This window comes from Paenibacillus sp. GCM10027630 (assembly GCF_042676305.1).
GTDB lineage: Bacteria > Bacillota > Bacilli > Paenibacillales > NBRC-103111 > Paenibacillus_S.
Genome location: NZ_JBHTGY010000036.1, coordinates 122,550 through 145,519, shown reverse-complemented (window position 1 = coordinate 145,519; position 22,970 = coordinate 122,550). Strand labels below are relative to the sequence as shown.

The window sequence follows — 22,970 nt, the reverse complement described above, 5'->3', positions numbered from 1 at the left end:
GAAAGGAGTCCTTTTCATGACTAACAAAGTGCTTGTCACTCCAGATATGTTTCATCAGGACGCCGTGACTTTGTTAAAGGAGTCGGGGTTTGAAGTAGTCTTTACAAAGCCGACCCGCCACGTGACTGAAGATGAGGTCCGCGAAAACATTATTGACGCTGCGGCCTATGTGGTCGGATCCAACCCGTTAACAGCAAAAACGATAAGCGAGGGGAAAGAGCTGAAACTCATCGCCCGCTTCGGGGTCGGTTATGATGCGATCGACTGGCGGTATGCGATGCAAAATGGAATTACGGTTACGGTTACGGCTGGAGCTAATGAACAATCTGTCGCGGATATGGCGCTGGCACTCATGCTCAGCGTATCGAGGCAAATTCCTTATTTTGACCGGTCCATCCGGGAAGGCCAATGGACGCCGCAAATATTGACTCATGAGATGTGGTCGAAAACCGTTGGTATCATGGGGACCGGGAGAATTGGCAAAGCCGTAGCCAAGCGTGTAGCCGGATTCGATGCAACCATTTTGGCCTATGACGCCTACCCGGATTATTCTTGGGCGGAGCGGGCAGAGGTTACTTATGTAAGCAAGGAGCGGTTACTTGCGGAGTCGGATTATATATCGCTTCATCTGCCATTGAATAAGGAAACGGATCGGATCGTCGACGCCTCGTTTTTGGAGCAAATGAAACCGACTGCCTTCCTGATTAACACGGCTAGAGGGCAATTGGTCGACGAATCTGCACTCTATGAGGCGTTAGCGCGTAAATCCATCGGCGGGGCAGGCTTGGACGTTTACAACAAAGAGCCGTTGTCCAAGGGTTCCCCGTTGTACTCGCTGGATAATTGTGTACTTACCCACCATGTTTCATCACATACGATTGAAGCAATGCGCCGTATGAGCCTGCTGTGTTCCGAAGAAATTATCCGGATGGGCAAGGGCCAGCCTCCGCAGCATTCGATTCCGGAGAAGCTGTAATTATTTTATTTCTTTAATTCTTTTATTCTTAGAAAGGACTGATTAAGATGAGAGGACTGCTTTATATCAATGGAAAATGGGAGGAGCCAAGTCGGGGAGTTTATTTTCCTTCCTACAATCCCGCAACAGGCGAACAAGTCGGGGAGGCTGCGGACGGTTCTCGTGAAGATGTACAGCGCGCGGTCGAAGCGGCATCCAAAGCGTTTCCGGCATGGTCACAAATGACGGCGTTGGAACGGGCTGACCTGATGATGGACTGCTACCACCGTATTGACGCGGAGTTCGAGGAGCTGGCGGAAATTTTAACAGTGGAGCAGGGCAAGCCGCTGCAGGAAGCAAGAAACGAGCTTGTTTACGCCAACAGCTTTTTCCGCTGGTTTGCCGAGGAGGCGCGCCGCATTTATGGAGATACGGTACCTGCAAACAGCAAGGATAAAAGATTGCTTGTCATCAGGCAGCCGGTCGGAGTTGTCGCGGCGATCTCTACCTGGAATTTCCCGCAGGCTATGGTGACGCGGAAAATTGCACCGGCGCTGGCGGCAGGCTGCACGATCGTCGTTAAGCCAGCCAAGCATACTCCGCTGAATGCCGTTGCTTTATTCAAAATATTCGAGAAGGTCGGATTTCCTCCAGGTGTACTGAACCTGATTACGACATCTACGTCCAGCGAGGTGGGGGATGAATTTTTAACGAATCCGGCTATCCGTAAAATCACGTTTACCGGCTCCACGGAAGTAGGCAAATATTTGATCAAGCGCTCAGCGGATCAGGTGAAAAAAGTATCCATGGAGCTGGGTGGCCATGCACCGTTTATCGTATTCGCCGACGCGGATCTGGAAGACGCGGTTAATGGAGTGATCGGCAGCAAATTCCGCAATGCCGGACAAACCTGCATTTGCGCCAACAGAGTGTTTGTTGAGCGTTCCATCAAGGAACCGTTTGAAGCTCTTTTAGTTGAAAAGGTGAACCAGTTGAAATTGGGTGACGGACTGGACCCGGGTACAACGATCGGTCCTCTGATTGATGGAGGAGCGGTTGAAAAATCCAAGGAACATGTGGACGATGCGGTGTCTCAGGGGGCTAAAGTGTTGACCGGCGGCAAGAGAGCAGAGCGGCAGGGACAATTTTTCGAGCCTACTATACTTAGCGACGTTAACGAAAATATGTTAATCTGCAAAGAGGAAACCTTCGGTCCTGTTGCCCCCCTTATGGTTTTCGATTCGGAGGAGGAAGTAATAGCGCGTGCGAACAACGTTCCTTACGGCTTGGCATCGTATTTCTATACGAAGGATTTAAGTCGTGCATTCCGCGTGGCTGAGAAGCTGCAGTACGGCATCGTTGGTTTGAACGATCCGTTCCCGTCCGTAGCGCAGGCTCCGTTCGGCGGTGTGAAAGAGTCCGGAATCGGGCGCGAAGGGGGTAAAGAAGGGATTGACGATTTCCTCGAAACGAAATATATTTCAATGAAAATTTATAGCGAATGAGGGGAAAGCAGTGACGCTCAGGCAGGAAGTTCGAATAGGTATGATCGGTTATAACTTTATGGGAAAAGCCCACAGCAACGCATACAGGCAGCTTCCGTTTTTTTTCGAAAAGTCTGCAGTGCCTGTGTTGAAGGCCATAGCGGGACGCAACGAGGAAGAGGTTCAGAAAGCGTCCCGGAAAATGGGCTGGGCTTCGTATGAAACCGATTGGCGCAAGCTCATTGAACGGGATGATATCGATGTCGTCGATATTGCAACGCCCAACCATACCCACGTAGAAATGGCGATCGCCGCTTTGGAAGCAGGCAAGCATGTCATTTGTGAAAAACCGCTTGCCATTACTTTGGAAGAAGCCAAACGAATGAAGGCGGCCGCCGATCGCTCCGGCAAAGTGAACATGCTGATGCATAATTATCGCTTTGCTCCTGCCGTGCAGTTTGCCAAACAGTTGATCTGTGAAGGGAAATTGGGGGAAATCCGTCATATCCGCGCCGTTTATTTGAACCAAAGCATGATAGATCCGAACCGGCCGTTTAGATGGCGGCTCAGCAAAGAAATTGCCGGTTATGGTGCACTTGGCGATATCGGCAGTCATATTATCGATTTGGCGTCGTTTCTTGTAGGGGATTTTAAGAAAGTTTCGGGGATGATGGAAACCTTCGTCAAAAGCCGTCCTGATGCAGGTCCGGATGGACAGCCAAATTACGACAAGATGATCGAAGTCGACGTAGATGATACATCCGCCTTTTTAGCCAAATTTGAAAACGGTGCCGTAGGCGTATTTGAAGCAACACGTTATGCGGGCGGCAATAAAAACGGAAATCGTTTTGAAATCAATGGGGAAAAGGGTTCGATCCGCTGGGATTTTGAGCATATGAACGAATTGCAGGTTTATTTTACAGATGAGGACGAATTGCTAAGAGGATTTCGAACGATCAATTGCACTGAAATGAAGCATCCTTACGCAGGCAACTATTGGCCCCCGGGTCATATTCTCGGCTACGAGCACACGTTTATCAGCTTGATTTACGAATTGATCAACGGAGTTGCAAACGGGTTAAATCCGCAGCCTAATTTTGCGGACGGCGTGTATAACCAAGCGGTTATGGAAGCGGTTTCCAAATCCTCCGAGCTTGGCCGATGGGTCAACATATCCGATTTGCTTGGCCCGCAATAATGTTCGAAATTTATTTCAGTAAGAAAGGAATGACCCGGGTTTGAACAACAAGATAAAAGTGACGGTCTGGAATGAGTTTGTACACGAACGGACGATGGAAGAGGTCAAGAATTTATACCCGCAAGGAATTCACACGGTTATAGCGAGTTATTTGAACAAGGCTGGAATGGAAGCGGTTACGGCTACGCTTGACCAACCCGAGCACGGCTTGACGGAGCAAACATTAGACAACACCGACGTTTTGATCTGGTGGGGACATATGCACCATCATGAAGTGGATGATGAGATCGTGGAAAAAGTACGCAGGAAGGTGCTCGCCGGTATGGGACTCATCGTCCTTCATTCCGGTCACAATTCCAAAATCTTTAAAAAACTGCTAGGCTCGGACTGCAGACTGAAATGGCGCGAATCCGGTGATATGGAACGGCTGTGGGTCGTGAAGCCCGGACATCCAATCGCCGAGGGCATTGGGGATTATATTGAATTGGAGCACGAAGAAATGTACGGCGAAATTTTCGATATTCCCGATCCGGACGAATTGGTTTTTGTCAGCTGGTTTTCAAGCGGTGAAGTATTCCGCAGTGGATGTACGTTTACCAGGGGGAAAGGTAAAATCTTTTATTTCAGACCCGGTCATGAAACTTACCCTACATTCTACAATGAAAAAGTTTTAAGAGTGATTCAAAACGGGGTAAAGTGGGCTAAGCCGCTTGAAATATCTCCTATCGTATTTGGACATGCAGGAGCTGTGGGGCAGGGCACATATAACTTATAAAATATGGAGGGATAGTTTTGAAAACGTTTAAAAAAGCATCGTTAAAGGCTTTGGTCGTATCTCAAATGCTTGCTCTTGTTTTAGCTGGCTGCAGCTCATCCGCACCGGCAAACTCAACTAAGCCGGATACGGCACCAAAAGCAGATGAGTCTAAAAAGCAGGTGAAATTAACATGGCTCGTCCGCAGCGAACCTTCTGTAGAGCCTTGGTACAGCGCTATGGTCAAAGGATTCGAGGCTAAAAATCCAAACATTAAAATCGAGCTTCAAGTCATCCCCCAGGCAGAAGTGGATCAACGGTTAACAACTATGATTGCCGGCAAGAACGTGCCTGACGTATGGTCTCCCAACTGGGCCAACTCGGGATACCCTACTTATAAAAACATGGATGCCCTGCTTGACTTAACTTCGTATATTAAGAAGGACCGGGAGCTGTACAAAGGGATTCCGGACGAAGTTTTAAACATTTACAGTAAAGACGGCAAATATTACGGATTCCCAATGTCTAATACATCGACTTTCTTATTTTATAATAAAGATTTATTCGACGCGGCGGGACTACCGTATCCGAGCTTGGATTGGAACGATAAATCGTGGAACTGGAATGCGATGGTGGAAACAGCTAAAAAGCTGACCAAAGATATAGGCGATCCAAGCAAGCAGGTATTCGGCGTATGGAACGCCCAGCCAGCTAATAAATCGGCGTGGTTGTTCGGCGGCGACTTCTTTAAGAAAGAAGCGTATGATACCGGAAACATGGGGGATCCACAGGTTTCCAAAAATCCTAAAAATATCGAAGCCATCCAAGCCAACTTGGATTTGATCAGCAAGCACAAGGTGTCACCTAATCCGGCGCAGCTTAGCGCAGCCTCTCAGCTTGGAGATCCGTTTATGACGGGTCGCGTTGCTATGGTTATTCAAGGAGGATGGGGCTTCAGAACCTATAGGGACGCCAAGTTCAAGTGGGCGGCCGCGGCCGTACCGTTCGCTCCGGACGGAAGCAAGCAAATTCCGCTTTATGTGGACCCGTGGTCAATCAGCAAAACCTCGAAAAATCCAAACGAAGCTTGGGAATTTATTAAATTCTTAACCGACCCGACTAATGGCGCTAAGGAATATGTCAAAGCAGCCATGTCTTATCCGGCAAACCTGGATTTGGCGCAGGATTGGTACCAAGCGACAACATCCGTATCGGCCATGAGCATGCAGGACATTAAGAAGGTGTACGAAGGATCGATTCCGTTCGGCCGCCCGTCCGACAATCACAAAATCAGCAAATTTTCCACGATTTTAACGACAAGCAATCAAACGTTCGACGCCATCTACAATGGTAAAGTGTCTGTTGAAGAGGGGCTGAAAACGATCGATCAAAACTTAAGTAGTCTAAAATAACCGGTGAGCGGCAAAAAGGCGGTAAGAGCTGCGATTAAATGCTTTTTGCCGCCTCCCTGCAGCTTTTCTCATTAGGAAGAGGTGATCTTACATTGATAACAGAGACAGAGCGGGTATCCGAGCACAAGGTTATTTCAGTAACCGGAAAAGCAAGAAGCGAGCGGAGCAGGGAAGAGCGGGCCTTTTGGCTGTTCCTGTCCCCGTGGGTTATAGGGTTCATTTTTTTTGTAGGCGGTCCGATGGTTGCATCCCTGTTCATCAGCTTTACTTCATATAATGTCATCGAATCCGCACAATGGATCGGACTTGAAAATTATACCAACTTGTTTAAAGACAATTTGTTTTTTCAATCGTTGAAGGTCACTGCTTATTATGTACTGCTGGCAGTACCATTCACCATTGTTGTCAGCCTGCTGCTAGCGGTGCTGTTAAATTTTAAAGTAAAAGGGCAGTCTCTTTTCCGGACGATCTTTTATGCGCCGACTATCGTTTCAGGAGTTTCCATTGCGTTTCTTTGGTCGTGGCTGTTAAATCCGGACTTTGGCGTCGTGAACTCAATTATTTTCCAATTGTTCGGTGTCAAGGGGCCGGGGTGGTTTACAAGTACGGACTGGGTTGTCCCATCTTTTGTTTTGATGCGTTTTACGGCTCTCGGCAGTACGGTCGTTATTTTTTTGGCAAGCTTGCAGACTTTGCCGGATGAGCTGTACGAGGCTGCATCAATAGATGGAGCGGGGAGGTTGACCCGGTTTTTCAAAATCACGGTACCCCTTATATCGCCGGTTATTCTATTCAACAGCATAGTTACGCTGATTCATTCTTTTCAAGTTTTTACCGAGGCGTACGTGATCACCAAAGGCGGTCCGGAGTGGGGTTCCTTCTTCTACATTTTATATTTGTTTGATACTGCGTTTGCACAATTCCGGATGGGTTATGCATCAGCCCAGGCTTGGATTTTATTCATCATTATCTTTTTCTTTACGATGCTGTCCTTATGGATTTCCCGTAAAGTAGTTCATTACGAGAACGATAACAAGCATTAGGAGGTGAATCGGTTTTGAACAACGGCATCGGCAAATCATGGAACAAAAGAATATATCGAGTAGGCGAGCTGAGCCCGCTGGAGAAGGCGATTGCCTACGTATTTTTGATCGGATTTTTATGCTTGTTTGCTTTTCCGTTAGTTTGGATGGTTTCAACGTCCCTGAAGACGCTGGGAGATATTCATCAAATTCCGCAAACGTGGATTCCTTGGCAGCCTCAATGGGGGAACTTTGCGCAAGTATTCCGTGACGCTCCCTTTGATAAGTTCATATGGAATACTTGCTGGTACACTTTGGTTACTGTCTTTACTACCGTTTTTGTCTCTTCCTTAGTGGCGTTTGCTTTCGCTCGTTTACGGGCCAGAGGTAAAACCGGATTATTTGCGGTCGTGCTTAGTACAATGATGATTCCCCATGAGGTTGTGATGATTCCGCAATATTTGATTTTCAACAAACTAGGATTACTTGATTCTTATTTGCCGCTCATTATTCCGACTATTGCAGGCAGTGCGTTTCTGATTTTTTTGCTTAGGCAGTTTTATATGGGCATTTCGCGAGAGCTTGACGAAGCTGTAAAAATCGACGGTGGCGGCTATTTTATTTTGTATTTCCGGATTATTCTCCCTTTGTCTCTACCTGCTATGATTACAGCGGCCATATTGGAATTCATGTACCGTTGGAAAGATTTGATGGGCCCGCTGATCTATTTGAACACACGTGATAATTATCCGCTGTCGCTTGGGTTAGCGAATTTTACGGCTGCATACGGACAGACGCCGTGGCATTTGCTCATGGCTGCGTCATTGATAGCGGTGTTACCGCCATTGGTGCTTTTCTTCTTCATGCAAAAATATTTCATCCGGGGCATCGTCATTTCCGGATCCAAAGGTTAACTCAAAACGAATTAATGAAGGGGGAATACATGTATGCGAAGCAAATTTGCTGTACAGCTATATACGTTAAGAAATGAAATCGAGCAGGATTTTCCAGGAGTATTGAAACAACTTAAGCAAATGGGATGGGCCGGTGTACAAATGCGGGTTCCTTCCCAATATAGGGCAGAAGAAGCGGCGCAGATTGCGAAGGAAATCGGGATCGTGACAGCAGGCATGCATTTTCCGATCGAACGGTTTGAGCATGATTTAGAAAATGTAGTTAAGGAAGCCGGACTTTTTCAAACCAAGGATGTTATTTGTCCGTATCTTACCGAAGACTGGAGAAACGAAGACGGATACCGGAAAGTGAAACGGATTTTGACGGATGCTGCGAATAAGCTGTCTCCTCTCGGTTTGCGGGTCAGCTATCATAACCACGATTTTGAATTTGCAACTAATCTGGATGGTCGTAGTGCATTGGAATATATGTTGGATCCGACGGATGGTAATCCGATCTTGGCTGAAATTGATGTATATTGGGTGAAAAAAGCCGGTAAGGATCCACTCGCATTCATTCAGCCTTACACCGGACGCATACCGATCATTCATTTGAAGGATATGACGAATGACGAAAGAAAAACGTTTGCCCCCATAGGCACAGGCACCATTGCCTTTGAACCGATTCTTGATTGGTGCATGAAATCAGAAGTAGAGTGGCTAGTCGTAGAGCAGGATGTTTGTGTTGGCGACCCGATGGACAGCGTTAGAACCAGTCTGCACAATCTGAACAAGATGGCAGAACGATACGAAGCTGGCGCCGTCTAAGTGAAAGGAAGATGATCCCATGTATGCTGGAATTCATCACGTTTCTATCGCAGTCACCGATTTGGAAAAAGCGAAGCGTTTTTATGGCGGAATGCTTGGTTTGAAGGAGACGGTCAGACCCCCTTTCCCATCGAAAGGGGCTTGGTATGATGTGGGGCCGACACAGCTTCATCTCATTGTCAATCAAGCGAGAACATTAAGAGGAACAACCGTAATTGATGACAAGGATGGTCATTTCGCCCTCCGTGTGCATCGAATGCAGGATGTTTTGGATAGGCTCCATGAGGCTTCGATTCCATATGTAGATAGGCCGGATAATCTTACGGAGTGGCATCAGGTTTACGTCACGGACCCAGACGGTAATGTCATTGAGTTTAACGGCTCTAGAGCCTGACTGTGAAATGGATGAGCAAGTTTTAAGAAAAAACGTTTATATAAAATAGATGGGCGGTGTCTGTTCAATGAGAAAAATGAAAGTCGGCTTGATCGGTTGCGGTGTAATAAGTGAAACTTATTTGAAGGTTTGCACGGAATCATTAGATATTCTAGAAATTGCCGCTTGTGCGGATCTTGTTCCTGAGCTTGCGAAACAGCGCGCGGAGCAGTTCCAAATTCCTAAGGTGTATACGGTAGAGGAAATGCTCTCCGATCCTGAGATTGAAATTATTTTAAATTTGACCGTACCGAAAGCCCATGCAGAGCTGAACCTGAGGGCTCTTGAAGCGGGAAAACATGTGTACACGGAAAAACCTTTCGCCTTAACTCAGGAGGATGCAGAAAAAGTGCTCGCCGTTGCGGAGTCAAAAGGGCTTCGTGTCGGTTGTGCGCCGGATACGTTTTTGGGAGGAGGCATCCAGTCTTGCATTAAGCTGATTGATGACGGGTGGATCGGCACTCCATTCGGCGGCAGCGGGCTGATCTTAACGGGCAACGCCTCGGACCGAACACACCGCTCGCCTGAAAATTTTCTCTCCTTAGGAGGAGACCCGCTGTTCGACGTAGGCGTTTATTATATCACGGCATTTGTCGCCATGCTGGGTCCTGTCCGCAAAGTAAGCGGCTCTGCCAGCCAACTCAGAACGGAATTAAAGCTGCTGAATCCCAAGTCCCCGCGATATGGTGATACCGTTCCCGTTGCAGCGCCTATGAACACATCGGCGGTACTCAATTTTGAATGCGGTGCGATCGCTACGTTGACTGGGGCTAAGGAAGGGTTCGGTTATACGCCGCGCATGGAGATTTACGGGACGGACGGCATCTTGTATGTGCCTGACCCTAATGGCTTCGGGGGTCCTATTCAAGTGAAGCAACGCAGTGGGGAAGTCTTAACATTTCCATTATCCCACGGCATCACGGAGCAGAGCCGGGGCATCGGCTTAGCCGATATGGCCTATGCCATACAATCCGGCAGAGCTCATCGGGCGAGCGGCAGCTTGGCGACCCATGTACTCAACGTCATGTTTGGCATTTTCGAATCTTCCGATACGGAGCAGCATGTACCAATCAAGAACAAGTGCGATCGTCCGGTTCCGTTACCGCTTGGTTTAAGATTCAACCAGCTTGATGAATAATACACCTGGGGCCCCTTTATCAGGCAATCAAAGAAACAGCTGATCGGATTATATCGCAGCAGCAAACCAAAATGTGAAAAGCGGTTGGGCAGGAATAACACCTTGCTCAGCCGCTTTTTTAGTACAAGCCTCATTGTCAATCCAGCTAAGTATACCGAAATGACCAAATAATGGATTAAATTACAACTGTTAGGCTGGTTGAGACGTGATCGCAATTCGACAATGTATTATGAAGTCATCTGCAGCGCTGACTAAGATGCTGCACACAGAGTAGATCCTATTTAGTTTAAATGGCTTTTACGGTACTGAATTGGAGTTAAGCCCGTTATCTTTTTAAAGATACGGCAAAAGTAGGGGGAATTAGGTATTCCGACTAACGAGCCGATATGCTCTACAGATTTCGATTCTGTTTTCAACAACCAACAAGCTTGTCTTATTCTTCGTGCGATCACATATTCGGTGATGCTGCCCCCTGTTTCGGATTGGAATAGATGTGAGACATAATGCTTGGAAAGATGGAGCTCCTTGGCTAAGTCGTCCAGAGCAAAAGGTTCTTTATAATGCTCCTCGACCCAATTCATAATTTTTTCAGTGTGGCTCTCAGGACGTGACACCCCACCAAAACCACCATTATGCAATGATTTTAGATAATCTAAAATATTGAGAATCAAAATAGAAGCAGCTTCGAGGTCTTCATCCTCGTCCCACCCTGAAACCATATCATGAAAACGTTCAAGAATACCTGAGATGTAAGTCGTGTTGCGATCCATACGGAATACCTGATTGGATAGTTGTTCTTTCCAAACCTGCTCGAAAAAACGGGACAGCACAGGAAAATTTTTAAGAAAAGGTGCAAAGGTGGAAGGTTCAAAGGTCAAAGTTGTGCGCTCATAAGGGCAATGATTATTGGTATCAAATTGAACACGGTGCAGCTGGAATGGTTGTAAAATCACTACACATCCTGCTTCCAGGTTATAAATCTTGCGGTTGAGGGTCAGAGTTCCTTTGCCTCGATGGACAATTAGTACCTCGATCCCTTTGTGGTAATGATAAAAGATAGGGACATTTTCTGTGGATACAATTCTATAACGAAGATTTAATGCTCTTTTATTCAAAATATGAAGTGCATTAATGCTTTTTTCAATATTGGTCGAGTGTTCCAACGATTGTCTCCTTCAAGCAAACTTTAATTCAATTATAACTATTAAGTGATATTTTGTAACAGAAGAATATAACTTTTTATTTTAAAAATAAGCTAACATTACATTATTGAAACGAACCGATTGTACGTGATTGTGGTGGGAAGTTGCTTTACTTGTTGGTTTATATAACGCTCTCGAACGAATTGGTTGCCCTATATATTAATTGCACCTGCCGTTCTACTCATTATTAGTTTCTTGTTTTGCCCGATGGCGAATGTGTTTTATTACAGCTTTCAGAATTTCGCGGAATGTCCAAGGATTTCTCCTTCAGATATCCCTCACTATTCCCGATCGTCACGCAATAGCTTTTCTATTAACCAAGGTTTAATTAAAGGTAACACCGTTGCCGGTTGCATGGCTTTCGTATGATCCATGTCGTTTCCCTTTAGGATTTCAACATCCCAATCGAGCTCGTTTAGTCGATTCTCATTTCTCTCCAGTAAACCGACGATATCGACCGTCACACTCCCAAAGTTTTTGCCATAGACGATGCTATCCTTCTCTCCCGCAAAGGCAAGCTTCGGAAGCTGCAGTCTGTCTTGTATGCTTCGGTCATCAAAACCCATTAAATTTTGATACAGGGTCATAAATTGCTTTGCAACCCGGGGATCAATCTTCACGGTGATATTGTTCCAATCAATTTCTTCAGGGTTTTCGGATGGCTGATGGGGAGTAACGGTGTTTTGTTCGTTCTGCAGCGCCTGCTCGTAGGCTTTTTTCGTCACCGTCATCATTTCCAAGTAGGGTCCATTATATGGCGGGTATCCACCCATAATTAAGCTCTCCAGTCGATCGGTTCGGATGGCCAGTTGCAATCCTACCAAAGCCAGCCAGGAATAGCCATAGTAGCTGAAAGATCGAATTTGCATCTCATCAGCGATCCGCAACAAATCCTGCACGATCTGTTCCGGCGTCAGGTGATCCGGGTTCGGATAAGCCAATAAATGTCCTTCATAATCGAAATAGAGAACCTGAAAAGTATCCGCAAGTCCTTCGACAAAATGTTCACCTAGTTCCGGATCTACCCCCCACATATTCAAATTTTCGGCTTCTTCGCCATAGACCGTTTTTTTAGCATTTGGCAGCATGATTGTCTTGCAATCGGGATTTCCAGCCAATCGAACCTCAATTTCTGAACCATTCATCAGCTTCACCATTTTTATCAACCTGATCACTCCTAAATTGGTTTTATATAATGATCATATAACATTCATGCAAGATTTCGGCTTGGTCTATCTTTTGGCTTAATATGACGTACAATATGTGTATAAATCTTGTTGTAGCAGTTGAAGGTTTCACTTTAAATATTGGAGTGATCATATTGGAAGTTACCTATACGCCAAAACGTATTGCCAAGATACTAAATGTCAGTACGACCACCCTAAGAAGGTATGAAGAACAAGGCTTGATACCGGAAGTGCCTAGAACAGTCAGCAACCGTAGATGCTATACTTCTACTCATCTTCAAGCTTTTGTTACCATTCGAGCCTTGTTGAAAGGACATGATATTCCTGTCATCTATGAGGCAATGAGAAAAATAAAGCGTGGGCATACAGTAGAATCCCTTTGGCTAATTAATGCTCAACAACATAAAATTCAAATGGAAAAACAGCGAGTTGAAGAAGTTTTGACAATGATCAAACAAACCGACTTCTCTGGATTCAGAGATGTGAAGGTAAGTGATGCAATGACGATCGGTGAAGTTTCTGCAATTGCCGGGGTCAACCCCTCAGCTATTAGACATTGGGAAAAAGAGGGGCTGATACGTTCGAGGAGAAATGAAGAAAATGGGTACAGAGTATTTACATCGCTTGAATTAAGAAAAATTATCGTGATCAGCAGCTTAAGAAAAACAGTCTACTTCATAGAGAGCATGAAGCAGTTGCTTGATGACTTAGAAACACAAACGATGGCTTCGATAGAAAGATCCTTTCAACTAGCTCTGAAAAAACTGAATGATCAGTTAACACTACAATATAAAGGAATCGCCGAATTGATGAGCTATATACAAAAAATAAACATGTGCGGGGATACAAGCATAATACCAATACATCATAATGCGGGGGTCAACTGATCTGGCTGACACACTGCGATACGTGCAAGTACGCATCATAAAGAATTGCTTGTAAAATCATGCTCCCTGAATTTATAATAAAATAATCTGTTCTAATGAGGTGAAGTGGATGTCAATCCGTAACGTTCGAGGTATTTAGTTTTCGGGCTGGAAAAAACGCGTACCAGCCATCAAGGGGGTTCTATACCCTTTTGACACATGAAAATTAAAACTTTGGATGGTGTCGGCTATCATCATTTACGTTAAAGCCAAAGGATACCAGGAGTTGTCTGAATAAGCGGGCTGATGAGCTATCATCTTGCCTCCTATTCAGTAAATTCTAAAATCCTTTGGCTTTTATTATCTCATTGAGAGGATTGAAAAAAATGAACGAATTAGAGTATAAGAATTTTTACGATAGAGTTGGAAAAACAAATGGTTGGGATTTTAGTAAAGTTAGATGTATATCTGAAGGAGTAAATTGGAATTTCTACAATGAAGTTTCCCAAAGATGCAAGAAATCAGACCTATTGCTTGATATCGGCACTGGTGGAGGGGAAGCTCTGCTATCTATTGCTGAGTTTGCTTTATTACTAGTCGGAATTGACAATTCAGCAGGAATGATTGAGGCCGCAAATGCTAATCTGAAGTTATCTCGAAAATCAAATGTACGTATTTCGCAAATGGATGCTGACAAAATAGATTTTCCTAAGAACTTTTTTAACGTGGTATCTTGTCGGCACTCGCCCTTCTGTTCAAAAGAAGTAGCCAATGTATTGATGAATGGTGGCATATTTCTTACGCAGCAAGTAAGTGAAGATGATAAACTCAATATTAAGCAGGCTTTTGGGAGAGGGCAGTCGTTCAGTAACCAAGACGGGACACTAAAAAATAGATATATATCAGAATTAAATGAAGCAGGATTTGCTGATATCCAGTCTTTTGAATTTGATGCAAGGGAGTATTACAAAACATACGAGGATCTAGTGTTCCTGTTAAAACATACACCAATCATCTCGAACTTTGGAAAAGTTGAGAATGACTTTACTGTGCTAAAAAAATTCATTGAGGAAAATCAAACAAGTAAGGGAATAATGACCAATTCCAAACGTTTTATGATTATTGCAAAAAAATAAGGGGAAAGAATAAAGGGCATCTCACTAACGAAAAACAATAATTTAACAACAAAGGGGCTGCCACTTGGCAGCCCCTTCGCTCCGTCCAATTGTGTCCAGACTACTCATTGATCTTGCACAGCTTTTCTTACGGAATCATCAGACTATATTTACCAAATATTTCTATTTTTCATTGGGCGAAAATTGTCCGGGATAATTTTTCATTTCAATGATTTATACATAAAATGTCTAATTTTATTATCCTTTTTAATACCGGTCCGGTAAATCTTCATTCCGATCTTACTTAAATTGTTGACGCTTGCTGCATTATCCGGATGAGCTGTGGATAATAAATGCGTATACCCAAATTCCTTCGCACATAATTCACGCTGCAACGAAAGATGATACTGAAACGATCTTCCGCGGTAATCCGGGTGTACGATGCACGAATCAAGCATTGCAACTTCATGGTACTCCTCATGCGAAATATCATAATGTTGGGCAATATTATCGTGGTCACTACCAGGAAAGGATAGCACAGCATAAGCGGTCAGCCTATCCTCATTAAATATGCCAAATATTCTGCCTCTTGCCTCAAAATGTCGAGATAGAAAGTCCTCATCGTCTTTGAAAAACCAGTCTTTATGTTCAAGTCTCCAGTAAACAAAATCAAGAAGATCAAGAACTTTTGGCAAATCTGAAGGCTGCAGTATGACCAAAAACAATCGCTCCCTATCTTTAAGATTCATATATATCTTATCATGTGAGCGGCTTGTCTTGTTTGAAGTTACGGTTAAGAAAGTCCGTTTGCAAATGTTCAGAAGGCGCATAGAAGGATGTGCCTGCAAATACAATAGTCGCGGGGAATCGGGTAAAAGTCTTAAAACATATAACCGAGAAATGTATCAATTATCATTATTAATATCCATAAAAAGGAAAATGGAAATTGATGTCGAATTTTCACCTGAACACAAAATTAATGAAGTGGTAATAATAGCTCAACCTCAAAATCAGTACTTGACCCTCGCCCGACCAGTAGTCCTCACAAATAACTGCAAACATGCAGTTATTTTCCTAGAGGAATTGCTTTAGAGAGAAAAAACCTGCAAAAGTACATCCATTTCCATGGAAAATGCTCCGGTTCAGCTAAGATTGAAAAAATAAATGCACTTTTGCATGAATTCTATGAGACTTCGGATTTACCGGCCAAAGGATGTATAAATGCAGGTTTTTGGGAGCAGGCAATGGCTTCGAATCGAAATAAATTCGAATAAAGTCTTGTGCACTGTCATTACCGTTCTTATGTTTTTGTCTAGTGCTAGGCTGGACACGGAGACGAAATCGAATGACTTCGTCAAGCGCTGTTTTTCGGTTTTGAGTTGTAATAATGGCATGGATTCGGTATTTTCAAAAAAGGTGGACTTAAAACGGAAATTGACGGGATTGAAGAAGGACTAAAATACATACAGCATTATATTAACTGTGGCACGATTTGGGTTCATGGTCCGAGCGTGTCGGTGCCGACTACGGAAGAAGAGCCACGCAAGCCTTTCGGGCAATACTGAATTCTCAAAGCGCAAATTGAAAGCTGCCTGCTCGATATGTCGAGAAGATCAGGCTTCCGGCTACCATTTTGCATCCCGGGCATATTGTTGGAACCGGTTGGGCGCCCCTGAATCCGGCCGGTCTCATTTCAATCCGGAGGTTTTCGCACGAAAAGGGGAGGAAGTCGTAATTCCGAATTTGGGTATGGAAACCATACACCAAGTCCATGCGGAGGATGTGGCGCAAGCGTTTATTAAAGCCTCTGCAAAAAAGAAATAGGTGACATTTGGCAGGAGTTTTTACATCGATAACAACTGATGAGGGTAAAGGCCTGCTTTTTCAACAATCAAGTATCGGGTCGCTTGCCACCCTAAAGGATATGGTGTAACTTATATATAAATGTATATATTTGATAAGAAAAGCGACGGAGGAAGGTATGAACAAGGATTTTACCCCAACCTATTACTCTATTAAACAGGATATCAGAGATAAAATAGCCGGAGGTATATACAGTCCAGGCGAGCTGTTGCCAAGCAGAAATGTCATGTGTGAGCTGTATGATTGCAGCTGGGGAACCTTGAATAGGGCTATTACGGAGCTTATACTCGAAGGTTTATTGACGGCGAGAAAAGGCAAAGGGACATATGTGTCCAATCAAGAGCCCCCCCGGGAGAGCAATCCCCACCAGGCAGCGGATACATTGAATGTTTGGCTGTGCAACAAGCACCGCAGTGTATATGCCACCTTGTCGGAAATGATGGACGGCATGCGGGATGAAGCACATAGACGAGGTGTTTCTATAAGATTCCTGGATCTGGCAGATCTGCAATCGATCCCCCCTGGACTAGATGAATATATCATTGTTACCCCATCCAATGACCAATGGAATGTATTGGTTGATGCTCGGAATAAAGGAGAGAGATTCGTTGTATTGAACTCTAGCTGGGAACAAGCTCCTTTTCCCTGTGTGGATTCGGATATATATGGCGCAGTATTTGAGGCTGTTGGCTATCTGCTGAAGCAGGGCCATCAGCGGATCGGTTTACTTGGCATCCGGGACGGATTTACCAACTATGAGCGGAGGGTTGATTCGTTCCGGGACGCCTTTAAACAATATGGTGTTCCCTTGGAGAATCAGTGGATTGTTGGACGTCCGGAGGACAGGACAGAGGCTAAAGTCTTATATTCAAATTGGTTGGATCGTAATCCGGAGGTGACTGCGCTATTTGCTGCGGATTATACGACAACCTTAATATTGTTAGAACTTCTGCAGGAAAAGGGGATAACGATTCCAGCGGAGTTGTCCTTGTTTATCGTAGGCACCCCACAGCATGCTTTTGTGCAGAACGGATCAATAAGTGCCATAGTACAGCCCTTTCACGAAATGGGGCGATTGGCGGTAAGCCGACTCCTGGAGAGGCAGCTTGATTCGGGAACGGAATTGCTTCCATGTGAATTGAAAATAGGCGACTCTGTTGTCGCTATCTAATATTGGTCTTCTAATTTAAAGCCGTATTCCGAATGAGCATGATCGGAATACGGCTTTTTGTTGACAATAAATGGGTTGATGCTTTACTATTATACATATATATAAAGGTTACAAAGGATAGGAGGGACAGAATGCACAGACACGCTTTTTGTTTAACAATCCGATCTGGTATGGAGAATGAATATGATCGAAGGCACCGGGAGGTTTGGCCGGAGCTTTTGGTGCTGTTAAAGGATTGCGGTATCCGAAATTATTCGATTTTTCGTCAAGGTCAAAGCTTGTTTGGTTATATGGAAAGCGTCAATAACATCGATGAAGCTTTAATCCGACTAGACGCTCACCCCATTCAGCGAAAATGGTACGATTATATGTCTGCGATTCTCATTCGGGATGGGGATAAGAGCATGACATTGCTGGATGAAGTATTTCATTTAGATTAACAAAAGGAGCGAAAGTATGACAAAATTGAACCATAACGCTAAGCCAATCAATATTCTTTTTGTCATGGCTGATCAGCTTCGGTACGATAGTCTGGGACACACGGGCCATCCGATGGTAAAGACACCCAACATTGATAAGCTTGCTGCTGAAGGCATCCGGTTCGAGAAAACGTATGTGCAGTCCGCTGTTTGCGCGCCATCCCGGGCTTCCATCTATACGGGACGTTATGTCCATGCCCATCGTGTCAGGTTCAATGAGGTGCCGTTCGGAGCCGGTGAACAAACGATTGCCGATTATTTCAACGCGGCCGGTTATCGTTCAGCTCTGATTGGACGCACGCATTTTACTCCTATTACGGAAACCTACGGATTCGAATATTATGCCTATTATGACGGTTTACCCGCGAAGGACGGATATTCGTCTTACCCGCAATATTTGCGGCAATGCGGATACAGCGAAGAAGACATCCGATTTCGTTACTGGCCCAGAGAGCTTATACCTCAGCCCGGACATGAAGCTTATCCAGAGGATTTTGCAGAGGCCGATTATCCGTGCCGAATTCGCGAGGAGCATTCTGATACCGCTTACATGACGAGTGAAGCAATTCGGTTTATGAAGGAAACGACGGAACGTCCATGGATGCTGCATCTGTCCTATTGGAAGCCTCATCTGCCGTTTAGCGTATCCGAGCCTTATTTTAGTATGTACGACCCGAAGGAAGTACCGATGCCTAAGCTGAAGGAGAGAGAACTGGAGCATAAGCCACCGATACAAGAGCTGTTTCGCAATGAGCGCAGGGGAAATTTTCTCGAAGATGAAGACCGGCTCCGACGTGTACGCGCTGCGTATTACGGAATGATTACACAGCTGGACGATCATCTGGGCCGCTTGTTTGAAGAGATGCGGCGAATGGGGGTATTGGAAAACACCTTGATCGTATTTACTTCGGATCATGGTGAATATTTGGGCGATCATCATATGATAGAGAAAGAGCTGTTCTACGAGCAAGCGGTGCATGTGCCGCTCATCCTCAAGCTGCCGGGCACCATCCCGCAAAATCGAGCCATTTCCGAATTTGCCGAAGCGGTTGATTTACTGCCAACGTTGCTGGAATTAGCGGGTATACCTCTACCTAATGCGGTCCAGGGTACGAGTTTGCTGCCATTAGTAAATGGTACTGCTCGTGATTGGAAGCGTGAAGTATTCGCCGAGTGGGACTTCCAGTATTATCACTGCCGCAAGCAGTTGGGTTTGGCACCTCATCAATGCAAGGCGACGATGATTCGCGATGACAATTGGAAGTATGTGCATTACAGCAATCAGCCTTGTGAGCTGTACGATCTGACGGCCGATCCCGACGAATTTTGTAATTTGGCTGAACAGCCGCAATATAAGGAAAGAATCGAGGCGATGCGCAGTAGAATTCTCAATTGGCGGTTAAGAACGGAAGATCCGGTCCCTGAGGTCGATTTGACCTTTGCCTCTTACCTAAGGGATCCATGGGAGGATAAAGCTTAGATGAACTGTGTTCATATCGGCCTCTAGAATGGCAGGATCGACCACGACAGCCAGGCAGCTGCAAGCTAAAATGGTTGTATCAGTCGCGCGAAATTCGTGAGCGGCTACATGAGAAAGGAGAAGGGATAATGGCAGAATCCCAATCCGGTGCGGTGGTTTCCACCCAACCCAAGACGGCTAAGGCATCACAACGAAGGAGAAAGCTGAATAAGCATTTGATTGCCTATTCCTTCCTCATACCTATATTTGTTTCAATGGGTCTATTTAAGTACTATCCGTTTTATACGGCCATCTTAAAGTCGTTTTACCAATGGAACGGGGCGAATATTAACAAATTTATCGGATTGAATAACTTCGTCCAGCTATTAAGCGACCCGACCTTCTACGTTTCTCTCAAAAATGTAACGATATTAACGATCAGCTTTGTACTCATCCAATTAACACTTCCGTTATACGCAGCAGTCGGAGTATTTCATTCTAATAAAAAACTCCAGAATGGATACCGCGTGCTGTTTCTCGTTCCCATGGTCGTTCCTTATATTATCATCTTTTTACTGTGGAGATGGATATATATGAGTAACGGCATGTTAAATGTGCTGCTTAAAAGCATCGGCTTAGAATCCTGGACCCATGCATGGCTTGGAGAAAGCGCGACAGCCTTGGGATCGATATTATTCGTCAACTTCCCTTGGATTGGCGGCATTTATTTCCTCATTTATTTGGCGGGCTTAATTACAATCTCCCCGGAGCTGTTCGAGGTCGGCAGAATGGACGGCATGAATGCTTGGCAGCGTTTTCTGCACATTGAACTGCCTCTCATCAGAAATCAAATTCGGCTGGTTGTTATTCTCGCATTCATTCATCAATATCAAAGCTTCGAAAATATTTTGGTGCTTACGAACGGGGGTCCCGGCTTTACGACACTGACACCGGCTCTTTATTTGTATAAGAAAGGCTTTGAATACAATGAATTAGGTTATGCCTCTGCTATTGGCGTATTGATCTTTGCTATTCTGGTGCTGTTCACATTAGCCGCAAACAAACTCATTAAACCGACGGAGAAACTGGACTAGGAGGAGAAGGATGAGTAAATTTACTTATGGGTCTGCTGTCAATCAATTTTTTTTACTGCTGCTGGTGCTGCTGACGTTGTTTCCTTTTTATATGCTGCTGATCAGCTCCTTGAAGTTTCAGGATCAGATTCTTCTCCATTTCTGGACACCGGTTTTTCCGATTCATTTGGAGAATTATGCAGGCGCTTTCAAACAAATCTGGCCTTTTATCTTAAACTCCATTTTGATAACGGCGGGAATTATTGCATGCGTGTTAATTAATTCTACCTTTGCCGGTTACTCGTTCGCACGCTTCAGCTTTTTTGGTAAAGGAATTTTATATTCCCTTGTTATCATTCTGATGATGGTGCCCGGATTTCTGCTGCTGATTCCACAGTTTATTTTGTTCAAGCAATTGGGATTGCTCAACACGCATTGGGCGCAAATTTTCGGTCCGATGGCAGGTGCTTCTGCTTTGGCGACAATGCTGATGCGCACTTTCTTCGAGGGACTGTCCTCAAGTCTCTTTGAAGCGGCGGAGGTAGAAGGAGCAGGGGAGCTGAGGATTTTCGGGCAAATTGTACTGCCGTTGTCGCAGCCCGTTATTGCAACTGTGGCCATTATTAATGCATTGACCGGCTGGAACAATTACATTTGGCCGTTGGTTGTCACCTCCGGGGATAAAGTCCGCCCAATCATACTCGCGTTAAGCAATATCAAGGGACCGCTGGAGCAAGCACAAGGCTTGCAGTTTGCCGGTTACGTCATCGCCTCTTTGCCGCTGCTGATCCTGTTTATGTTTGCCACAAAGTCCTTTATCAGCGGAATCACCGCAGGTGCGGTAAAGGGCTGATTCCTTGCTTCATCCGTTCAGCAGATTTGATAAGACAAGGAAAGGCGCTTTTCACAAACTCAGTTGTAAGGTTCGAAGTATTTTTGCTTTGGATGATGAATAGAGAGGGTGTAGATAAAAATGAAAAGAGCAAAGAGTTCGCTATCTCGTCTAACGATAGGAGCGGTTTTGGCGGTTACTGTCGCGGGCTGCAGCAGTACGCCTTCGGGTGAAACAGGTTCCGGCAATCAACCGGGCTCCAGCGCTAAGACGGAGCTGAATGTTATGGTCATGACGGAAGCAACCGGAGATCAAGCGGAGCAAACTATTTGGGAAGACACTGTCAAAATGTATGCGGAGAAAAACCCTAATGTGAAGATCAACCTGCAACTGCAAAGTTTTGGAGGCGTGGAGCAGCATAGGACTTGGGTTACTACCCAGTTGATCGGGGGCAATGCACCGGACATCTTCACAACCCGCTATATATGGGATCAGGAGGATCTGAAAAAAGGGCTGCTCGTAGACCTGACCCCGTATTACAGCAAAAAGAATGCTAATCTTGGTGATAAAACATGGGAGGAAGTTTTCCCGAAATCCGTACTGCAGCGGCTTCAAGGCGAAAATAAAACGTATGCCAGCGTGCCTACGAACATCGACTCGGTTCGTGTTCTTTACAATAAGGACCTGTTTGCTAAAGCCGGTGTCACGAACGTCCCCAAAACGTGGAACGAGTTTCTGGATGCACAGGAGAAGCTTAAAAAGTCAGGTGTGACGCCTTTTGGTTTTCCAAATACGAAACCGGGGGATTATAACTACAGCTGGACAACTCGTATTTTGACGGAAGAACTGATCGCCGGGCAGTATGAAAAGATGGATGTGAACAAAAGCGGCTTTATCGAGTTGAATGAATATACGCGCGCCGTGGATCAAGGCATTGTAGATATTACCCAGTCCCCTTACAAGGACGTATTCCCGATCATCAAAAACTGGAGCCAGTATTGGCCCAAAGGCTATAACGGAATTGACTTTAATACATCATCCGATATGTTCCTGCGCGGTGAAGTGGCGATGATTATGAGAACTTCAGGGCAGAGCAAGGTCATTTATGAATCCAGCGCACGGAAGTTCGAAATAGCGGCGTTCCCTCTGCCCTATTTGACAAAAGAAAACCACCCTGATGCTGTAGGAAAGCTGATGGAAATTGGTGGAGTTCCCGCGGGCAATATGGCGATCCCCAAAACAATCAAGCCGGAGAAGCTTGATGCTGCCGTTGATTTTATGGCATTTATAACCTCGTCCAAAGTTCAAGGTATGCATGCCGAGAAGCTTTATAGAACTCCTGCGATAGCGAACGCAGACCTTCCCGAGAAATTGAAGGGCTTCGCCTTTGTAGGCGATCCGATGAAGCTGAATATTTACGGTGGAGAGGTCGACAAAAATGTGACGGAAAACAATCAAAAGATGGGCCAGCTTTATTTGGAAGGCTCTCTGCAGGCTGACAAGTATTTAAGCGATCTGAAGAAGATTATGTTGGACTTCGTAAAGCAAAAGAAGGATGAAAACAATTGGAATGCCGAAAATAATTACGGAATCAAATAAGGGGTGG

Annotated in this window: 21 protein-coding genes; 18 read left to right on the top strand and 3 right to left on the bottom strand. The window is 45.1% G+C overall.

Translation table 11 applies throughout. The features are described from left to right. Positions 1 to 16 precede the first annotated feature (16 nt). The 10 genes from ACFQ0C_RS17595 (at position 17) to ACFQ0C_RS17550 (ending at position 10,117) form a co-directional block, all read left to right on the top strand. Positions 17 to 976 carry a phosphoglycerate dehydrogenase gene (locus ACFQ0C_RS17595; protein WP_379368363.1) on the top strand — a complete coding sequence of 320 codons (960 nt, stop codon included), beginning with the start codon at positions 17 to 19 and terminating at the stop codon, positions 974 to 976. Positions 977 to 1,023: 47 nt separating this feature from the next. Then, positions 1,024 to 2,460, top strand: a complete 1,437-nt coding sequence (locus ACFQ0C_RS17590; protein ID WP_379368362.1) for an NAD-dependent succinate-semialdehyde dehydrogenase — start codon at positions 1,024 to 1,026, stop codon at positions 2,458 to 2,460. 40 nt (positions 2,461 to 2,500) lie between these two features. Beyond that, positions 2,501 to 3,637, top strand: coding sequence for a Gfo/Idh/MocA family protein (locus ACFQ0C_RS17585; protein WP_379368589.1), 1,137 nt, complete (start codon positions 2,501 to 2,503; stop codon positions 3,635 to 3,637). Positions 3,638 to 3,677: 40 nt separating this feature from the next. Continuing rightward, positions 3,678 to 4,412, top strand: a complete 735-nt coding sequence (locus ACFQ0C_RS17580; RefSeq protein ID WP_379368361.1) for a ThuA domain-containing protein — start codon at positions 3,678 to 3,680, stop codon at positions 4,410 to 4,412. Positions 4,413 to 4,429: 17 nt separating this feature from the next. Next, positions 4,430 to 5,803: an ABC transporter substrate-binding protein gene (locus ACFQ0C_RS17575; RefSeq protein WP_379368360.1), complete on the top strand. Its 1,374-nt coding sequence runs from the start codon at positions 4,430 to 4,432 to the stop codon at positions 5,801 to 5,803. Between the two features lie 92 nt (positions 5,804 to 5,895). After that, complete coding sequence (locus ACFQ0C_RS17570; protein WP_379368359.1) at positions 5,896 to 6,846, top strand: carbohydrate ABC transporter permease; 951 nt, start codon at positions 5,896 to 5,898, stop codon at positions 6,844 to 6,846. Positions 6,847 to 6,860: 14 nt separating this feature from the next. Further along, positions 6,861 to 7,739, top strand: coding sequence for a carbohydrate ABC transporter permease (locus tag ACFQ0C_RS17565; RefSeq protein WP_379368358.1), 879 nt, complete (start codon positions 6,861 to 6,863; stop codon positions 7,737 to 7,739). A 33-nt stretch (positions 7,740 to 7,772) separates the two neighbouring features. Beyond that, on the top strand, positions 7,773 to 8,546 hold the full coding sequence (locus ACFQ0C_RS17560) for a sugar phosphate isomerase/epimerase family protein (protein ID WP_379368357.1): 774 nt from the start codon (positions 7,773 to 7,775) through the stop codon (positions 8,544 to 8,546). 19 nt (positions 8,547 to 8,565) lie between these two features. Then, positions 8,566 to 8,940, top strand: a complete 375-nt coding sequence (locus ACFQ0C_RS17555; protein WP_379368356.1) for a VOC family protein — start codon at positions 8,566 to 8,568, stop codon at positions 8,938 to 8,940. A 67-nt stretch (positions 8,941 to 9,007) separates the two neighbouring features. Further along, a complete protein-coding gene (locus tag ACFQ0C_RS17550) occupies positions 9,008 to 10,117 on the top strand; it encodes a Gfo/Idh/MocA family protein (RefSeq protein WP_379368355.1) in 1,110 nt (369 codons plus the stop codon). 281 nt (positions 10,118 to 10,398) lie between these two features. Here the strand turns inward: ACFQ0C_RS17550 and ACFQ0C_RS17545 are convergent, their stop codons facing one another. Beyond that, positions 10,399 to 11,232 (bottom strand): AraC family transcriptional regulator, encoded by an 834-nt coding sequence (locus tag ACFQ0C_RS17545; protein ID WP_379368354.1) that lies wholly within the window; start codon positions 11,230 to 11,232, stop codon positions 10,399 to 10,401. Between the two features lie 368 nt (positions 11,233 to 11,600). Next, positions 11,601 to 12,485 carry an alpha/beta fold hydrolase gene (locus ACFQ0C_RS17540; RefSeq protein ID WP_379368353.1) on the bottom strand — a complete coding sequence of 295 codons (885 nt, stop codon included), beginning with the start codon at positions 12,483 to 12,485 and terminating at the stop codon, positions 11,601 to 11,603. 155 nt (positions 12,486 to 12,640) lie between these two features. On the opposite strand from ACFQ0C_RS17540, the gene ACFQ0C_RS17535 reads away from it, so the two are divergent. After that, entirely contained in the window at positions 12,641 to 13,393 is a 753-nt protein-coding gene (locus tag ACFQ0C_RS17535) for a MerR family DNA-binding transcriptional regulator (protein ID WP_379368352.1), read from the top strand. A gap of 365 nt (positions 13,394 to 13,758) precedes the next feature. Then, positions 13,759 to 14,508, top strand: a complete 750-nt coding sequence (locus ACFQ0C_RS17530; RefSeq protein ID WP_379368351.1) for a class I SAM-dependent methyltransferase — start codon at positions 13,759 to 13,761, stop codon at positions 14,506 to 14,508. 200 nt (positions 14,509 to 14,708) lie between these two features. On the opposite strand, the gene ACFQ0C_RS17525 is transcribed toward ACFQ0C_RS17530, so the two are convergent. Beyond that, positions 14,709 to 15,236, bottom strand: a complete 528-nt coding sequence (locus tag ACFQ0C_RS17525) for a GNAT family N-acetyltransferase (RefSeq protein ID WP_379368350.1) — start codon at positions 15,234 to 15,236, stop codon at positions 14,709 to 14,711. Positions 15,237 to 16,468: 1,232 nt separating this feature from the next. Between ACFQ0C_RS17525 and ACFQ0C_RS17520 the strand changes: the two genes are divergently transcribed. The 6 genes from ACFQ0C_RS17520 (at position 16,469) to ACFQ0C_RS17495 (ending at position 22,963) form a co-directional block, all read left to right on the top strand. Next, the gene (locus ACFQ0C_RS17520) at positions 16,469 to 17,521 is read left to right on the top strand and encodes a GntR family transcriptional regulator (RefSeq protein WP_379368349.1); all 1,053 of its coding nucleotides are present in this window, start codon (positions 16,469 to 16,471) and stop codon (positions 17,519 to 17,521) included. 131 nt (positions 17,522 to 17,652) lie between these two features. Next, positions 17,653 to 17,961: an L-rhamnose mutarotase gene (locus tag ACFQ0C_RS17515; protein ID WP_379368348.1), complete on the top strand. Its 309-nt coding sequence runs from the start codon at positions 17,653 to 17,655 to the stop codon at positions 17,959 to 17,961. Between the two features lie 16 nt (positions 17,962 to 17,977). Further along, positions 17,978 to 19,480 carry a sulfatase-like hydrolase/transferase gene (locus ACFQ0C_RS17510; RefSeq protein ID WP_379368347.1) on the top strand — a complete coding sequence of 501 codons (1,503 nt, stop codon included), beginning with the start codon at positions 17,978 to 17,980 and terminating at the stop codon, positions 19,478 to 19,480. Between the two features lie 128 nt (positions 19,481 to 19,608). Then, positions 19,609 to 20,553 carry a carbohydrate ABC transporter permease gene (locus tag ACFQ0C_RS17505; protein WP_258215789.1) on the top strand — a complete coding sequence of 315 codons (945 nt, stop codon included), beginning with the start codon at positions 19,609 to 19,611 and terminating at the stop codon, positions 20,551 to 20,553. A gap of 10 nt (positions 20,554 to 20,563) precedes the next feature. Further along, positions 20,564 to 21,385, top strand: a complete 822-nt coding sequence (locus ACFQ0C_RS17500; RefSeq protein ID WP_379368346.1) for a carbohydrate ABC transporter permease — start codon at positions 20,564 to 20,566, stop codon at positions 21,383 to 21,385. 120 nt (positions 21,386 to 21,505) lie between these two features. After that, entirely contained in the window at positions 21,506 to 22,963 is a 1,458-nt protein-coding gene (locus tag ACFQ0C_RS17495; protein WP_379368345.1) for an ABC transporter substrate-binding protein, read from the top strand. Positions 22,964 to 22,970 lie beyond the last annotated feature (7 nt).

Coding starts and splice junctions, on each gene's coding strand:
- ACFQ0C_RS17495 (WP_379368345.1), top strand. CDS start 21,506: ATGAAAAGAGCAAAGAGTTCGCTATCTCGTCTAACGATAGGAGCGGTT.
- ACFQ0C_RS17525 (WP_379368350.1), bottom strand. CDS start 15,236: ATGAATCTTAAAGATAGGGAGCGATTGTTTTTGGTCATACTGCAGCCT.
- ACFQ0C_RS17505 (WP_258215789.1), top strand. CDS start 19,609: ATGGCAGAATCCCAATCCGGTGCGGTGGTTTCCACCCAACCCAAGACG.
- ACFQ0C_RS17515 (WP_379368348.1), top strand. CDS start 17,653: ATGCACAGACACGCTTTTTGTTTAACAATCCGATCTGGTATGGAGAAT.
- ACFQ0C_RS17510 (WP_379368347.1), top strand. CDS start 17,978: ATGACAAAATTGAACCATAACGCTAAGCCAATCAATATTCTTTTTGTC.
- ACFQ0C_RS17595 (WP_379368363.1), top strand. CDS start 17: ATGACTAACAAAGTGCTTGTCACTCCAGATATGTTTCATCAGGACGCC.
- ACFQ0C_RS17560 (WP_379368357.1), top strand. CDS start 7,773: ATGCGAAGCAAATTTGCTGTACAGCTATATACGTTAAGAAATGAAATC.
- ACFQ0C_RS17500 (WP_379368346.1), top strand. CDS start 20,564: ATGAGTAAATTTACTTATGGGTCTGCTGTCAATCAATTTTTTTTACTG.
- ACFQ0C_RS17555 (WP_379368356.1), top strand. CDS start 8,566: ATGTATGCTGGAATTCATCACGTTTCTATCGCAGTCACCGATTTGGAA.
- ACFQ0C_RS17585 (WP_379368589.1), top strand. CDS start 2,501: ATGATCGGTTATAACTTTATGGGAAAAGCCCACAGCAACGCATACAGG.
- ACFQ0C_RS17550 (WP_379368355.1), top strand. CDS start 9,008: ATGAGAAAAATGAAAGTCGGCTTGATCGGTTGCGGTGTAATAAGTGAA.
- ACFQ0C_RS17520 (WP_379368349.1), top strand. CDS start 16,469: ATGAACAAGGATTTTACCCCAACCTATTACTCTATTAAACAGGATATC.
- ACFQ0C_RS17590 (WP_379368362.1), top strand. CDS start 1,024: ATGAGAGGACTGCTTTATATCAATGGAAAATGGGAGGAGCCAAGTCGG.
- ACFQ0C_RS17530 (WP_379368351.1), top strand. CDS start 13,759: ATGAACGAATTAGAGTATAAGAATTTTTACGATAGAGTTGGAAAAACA.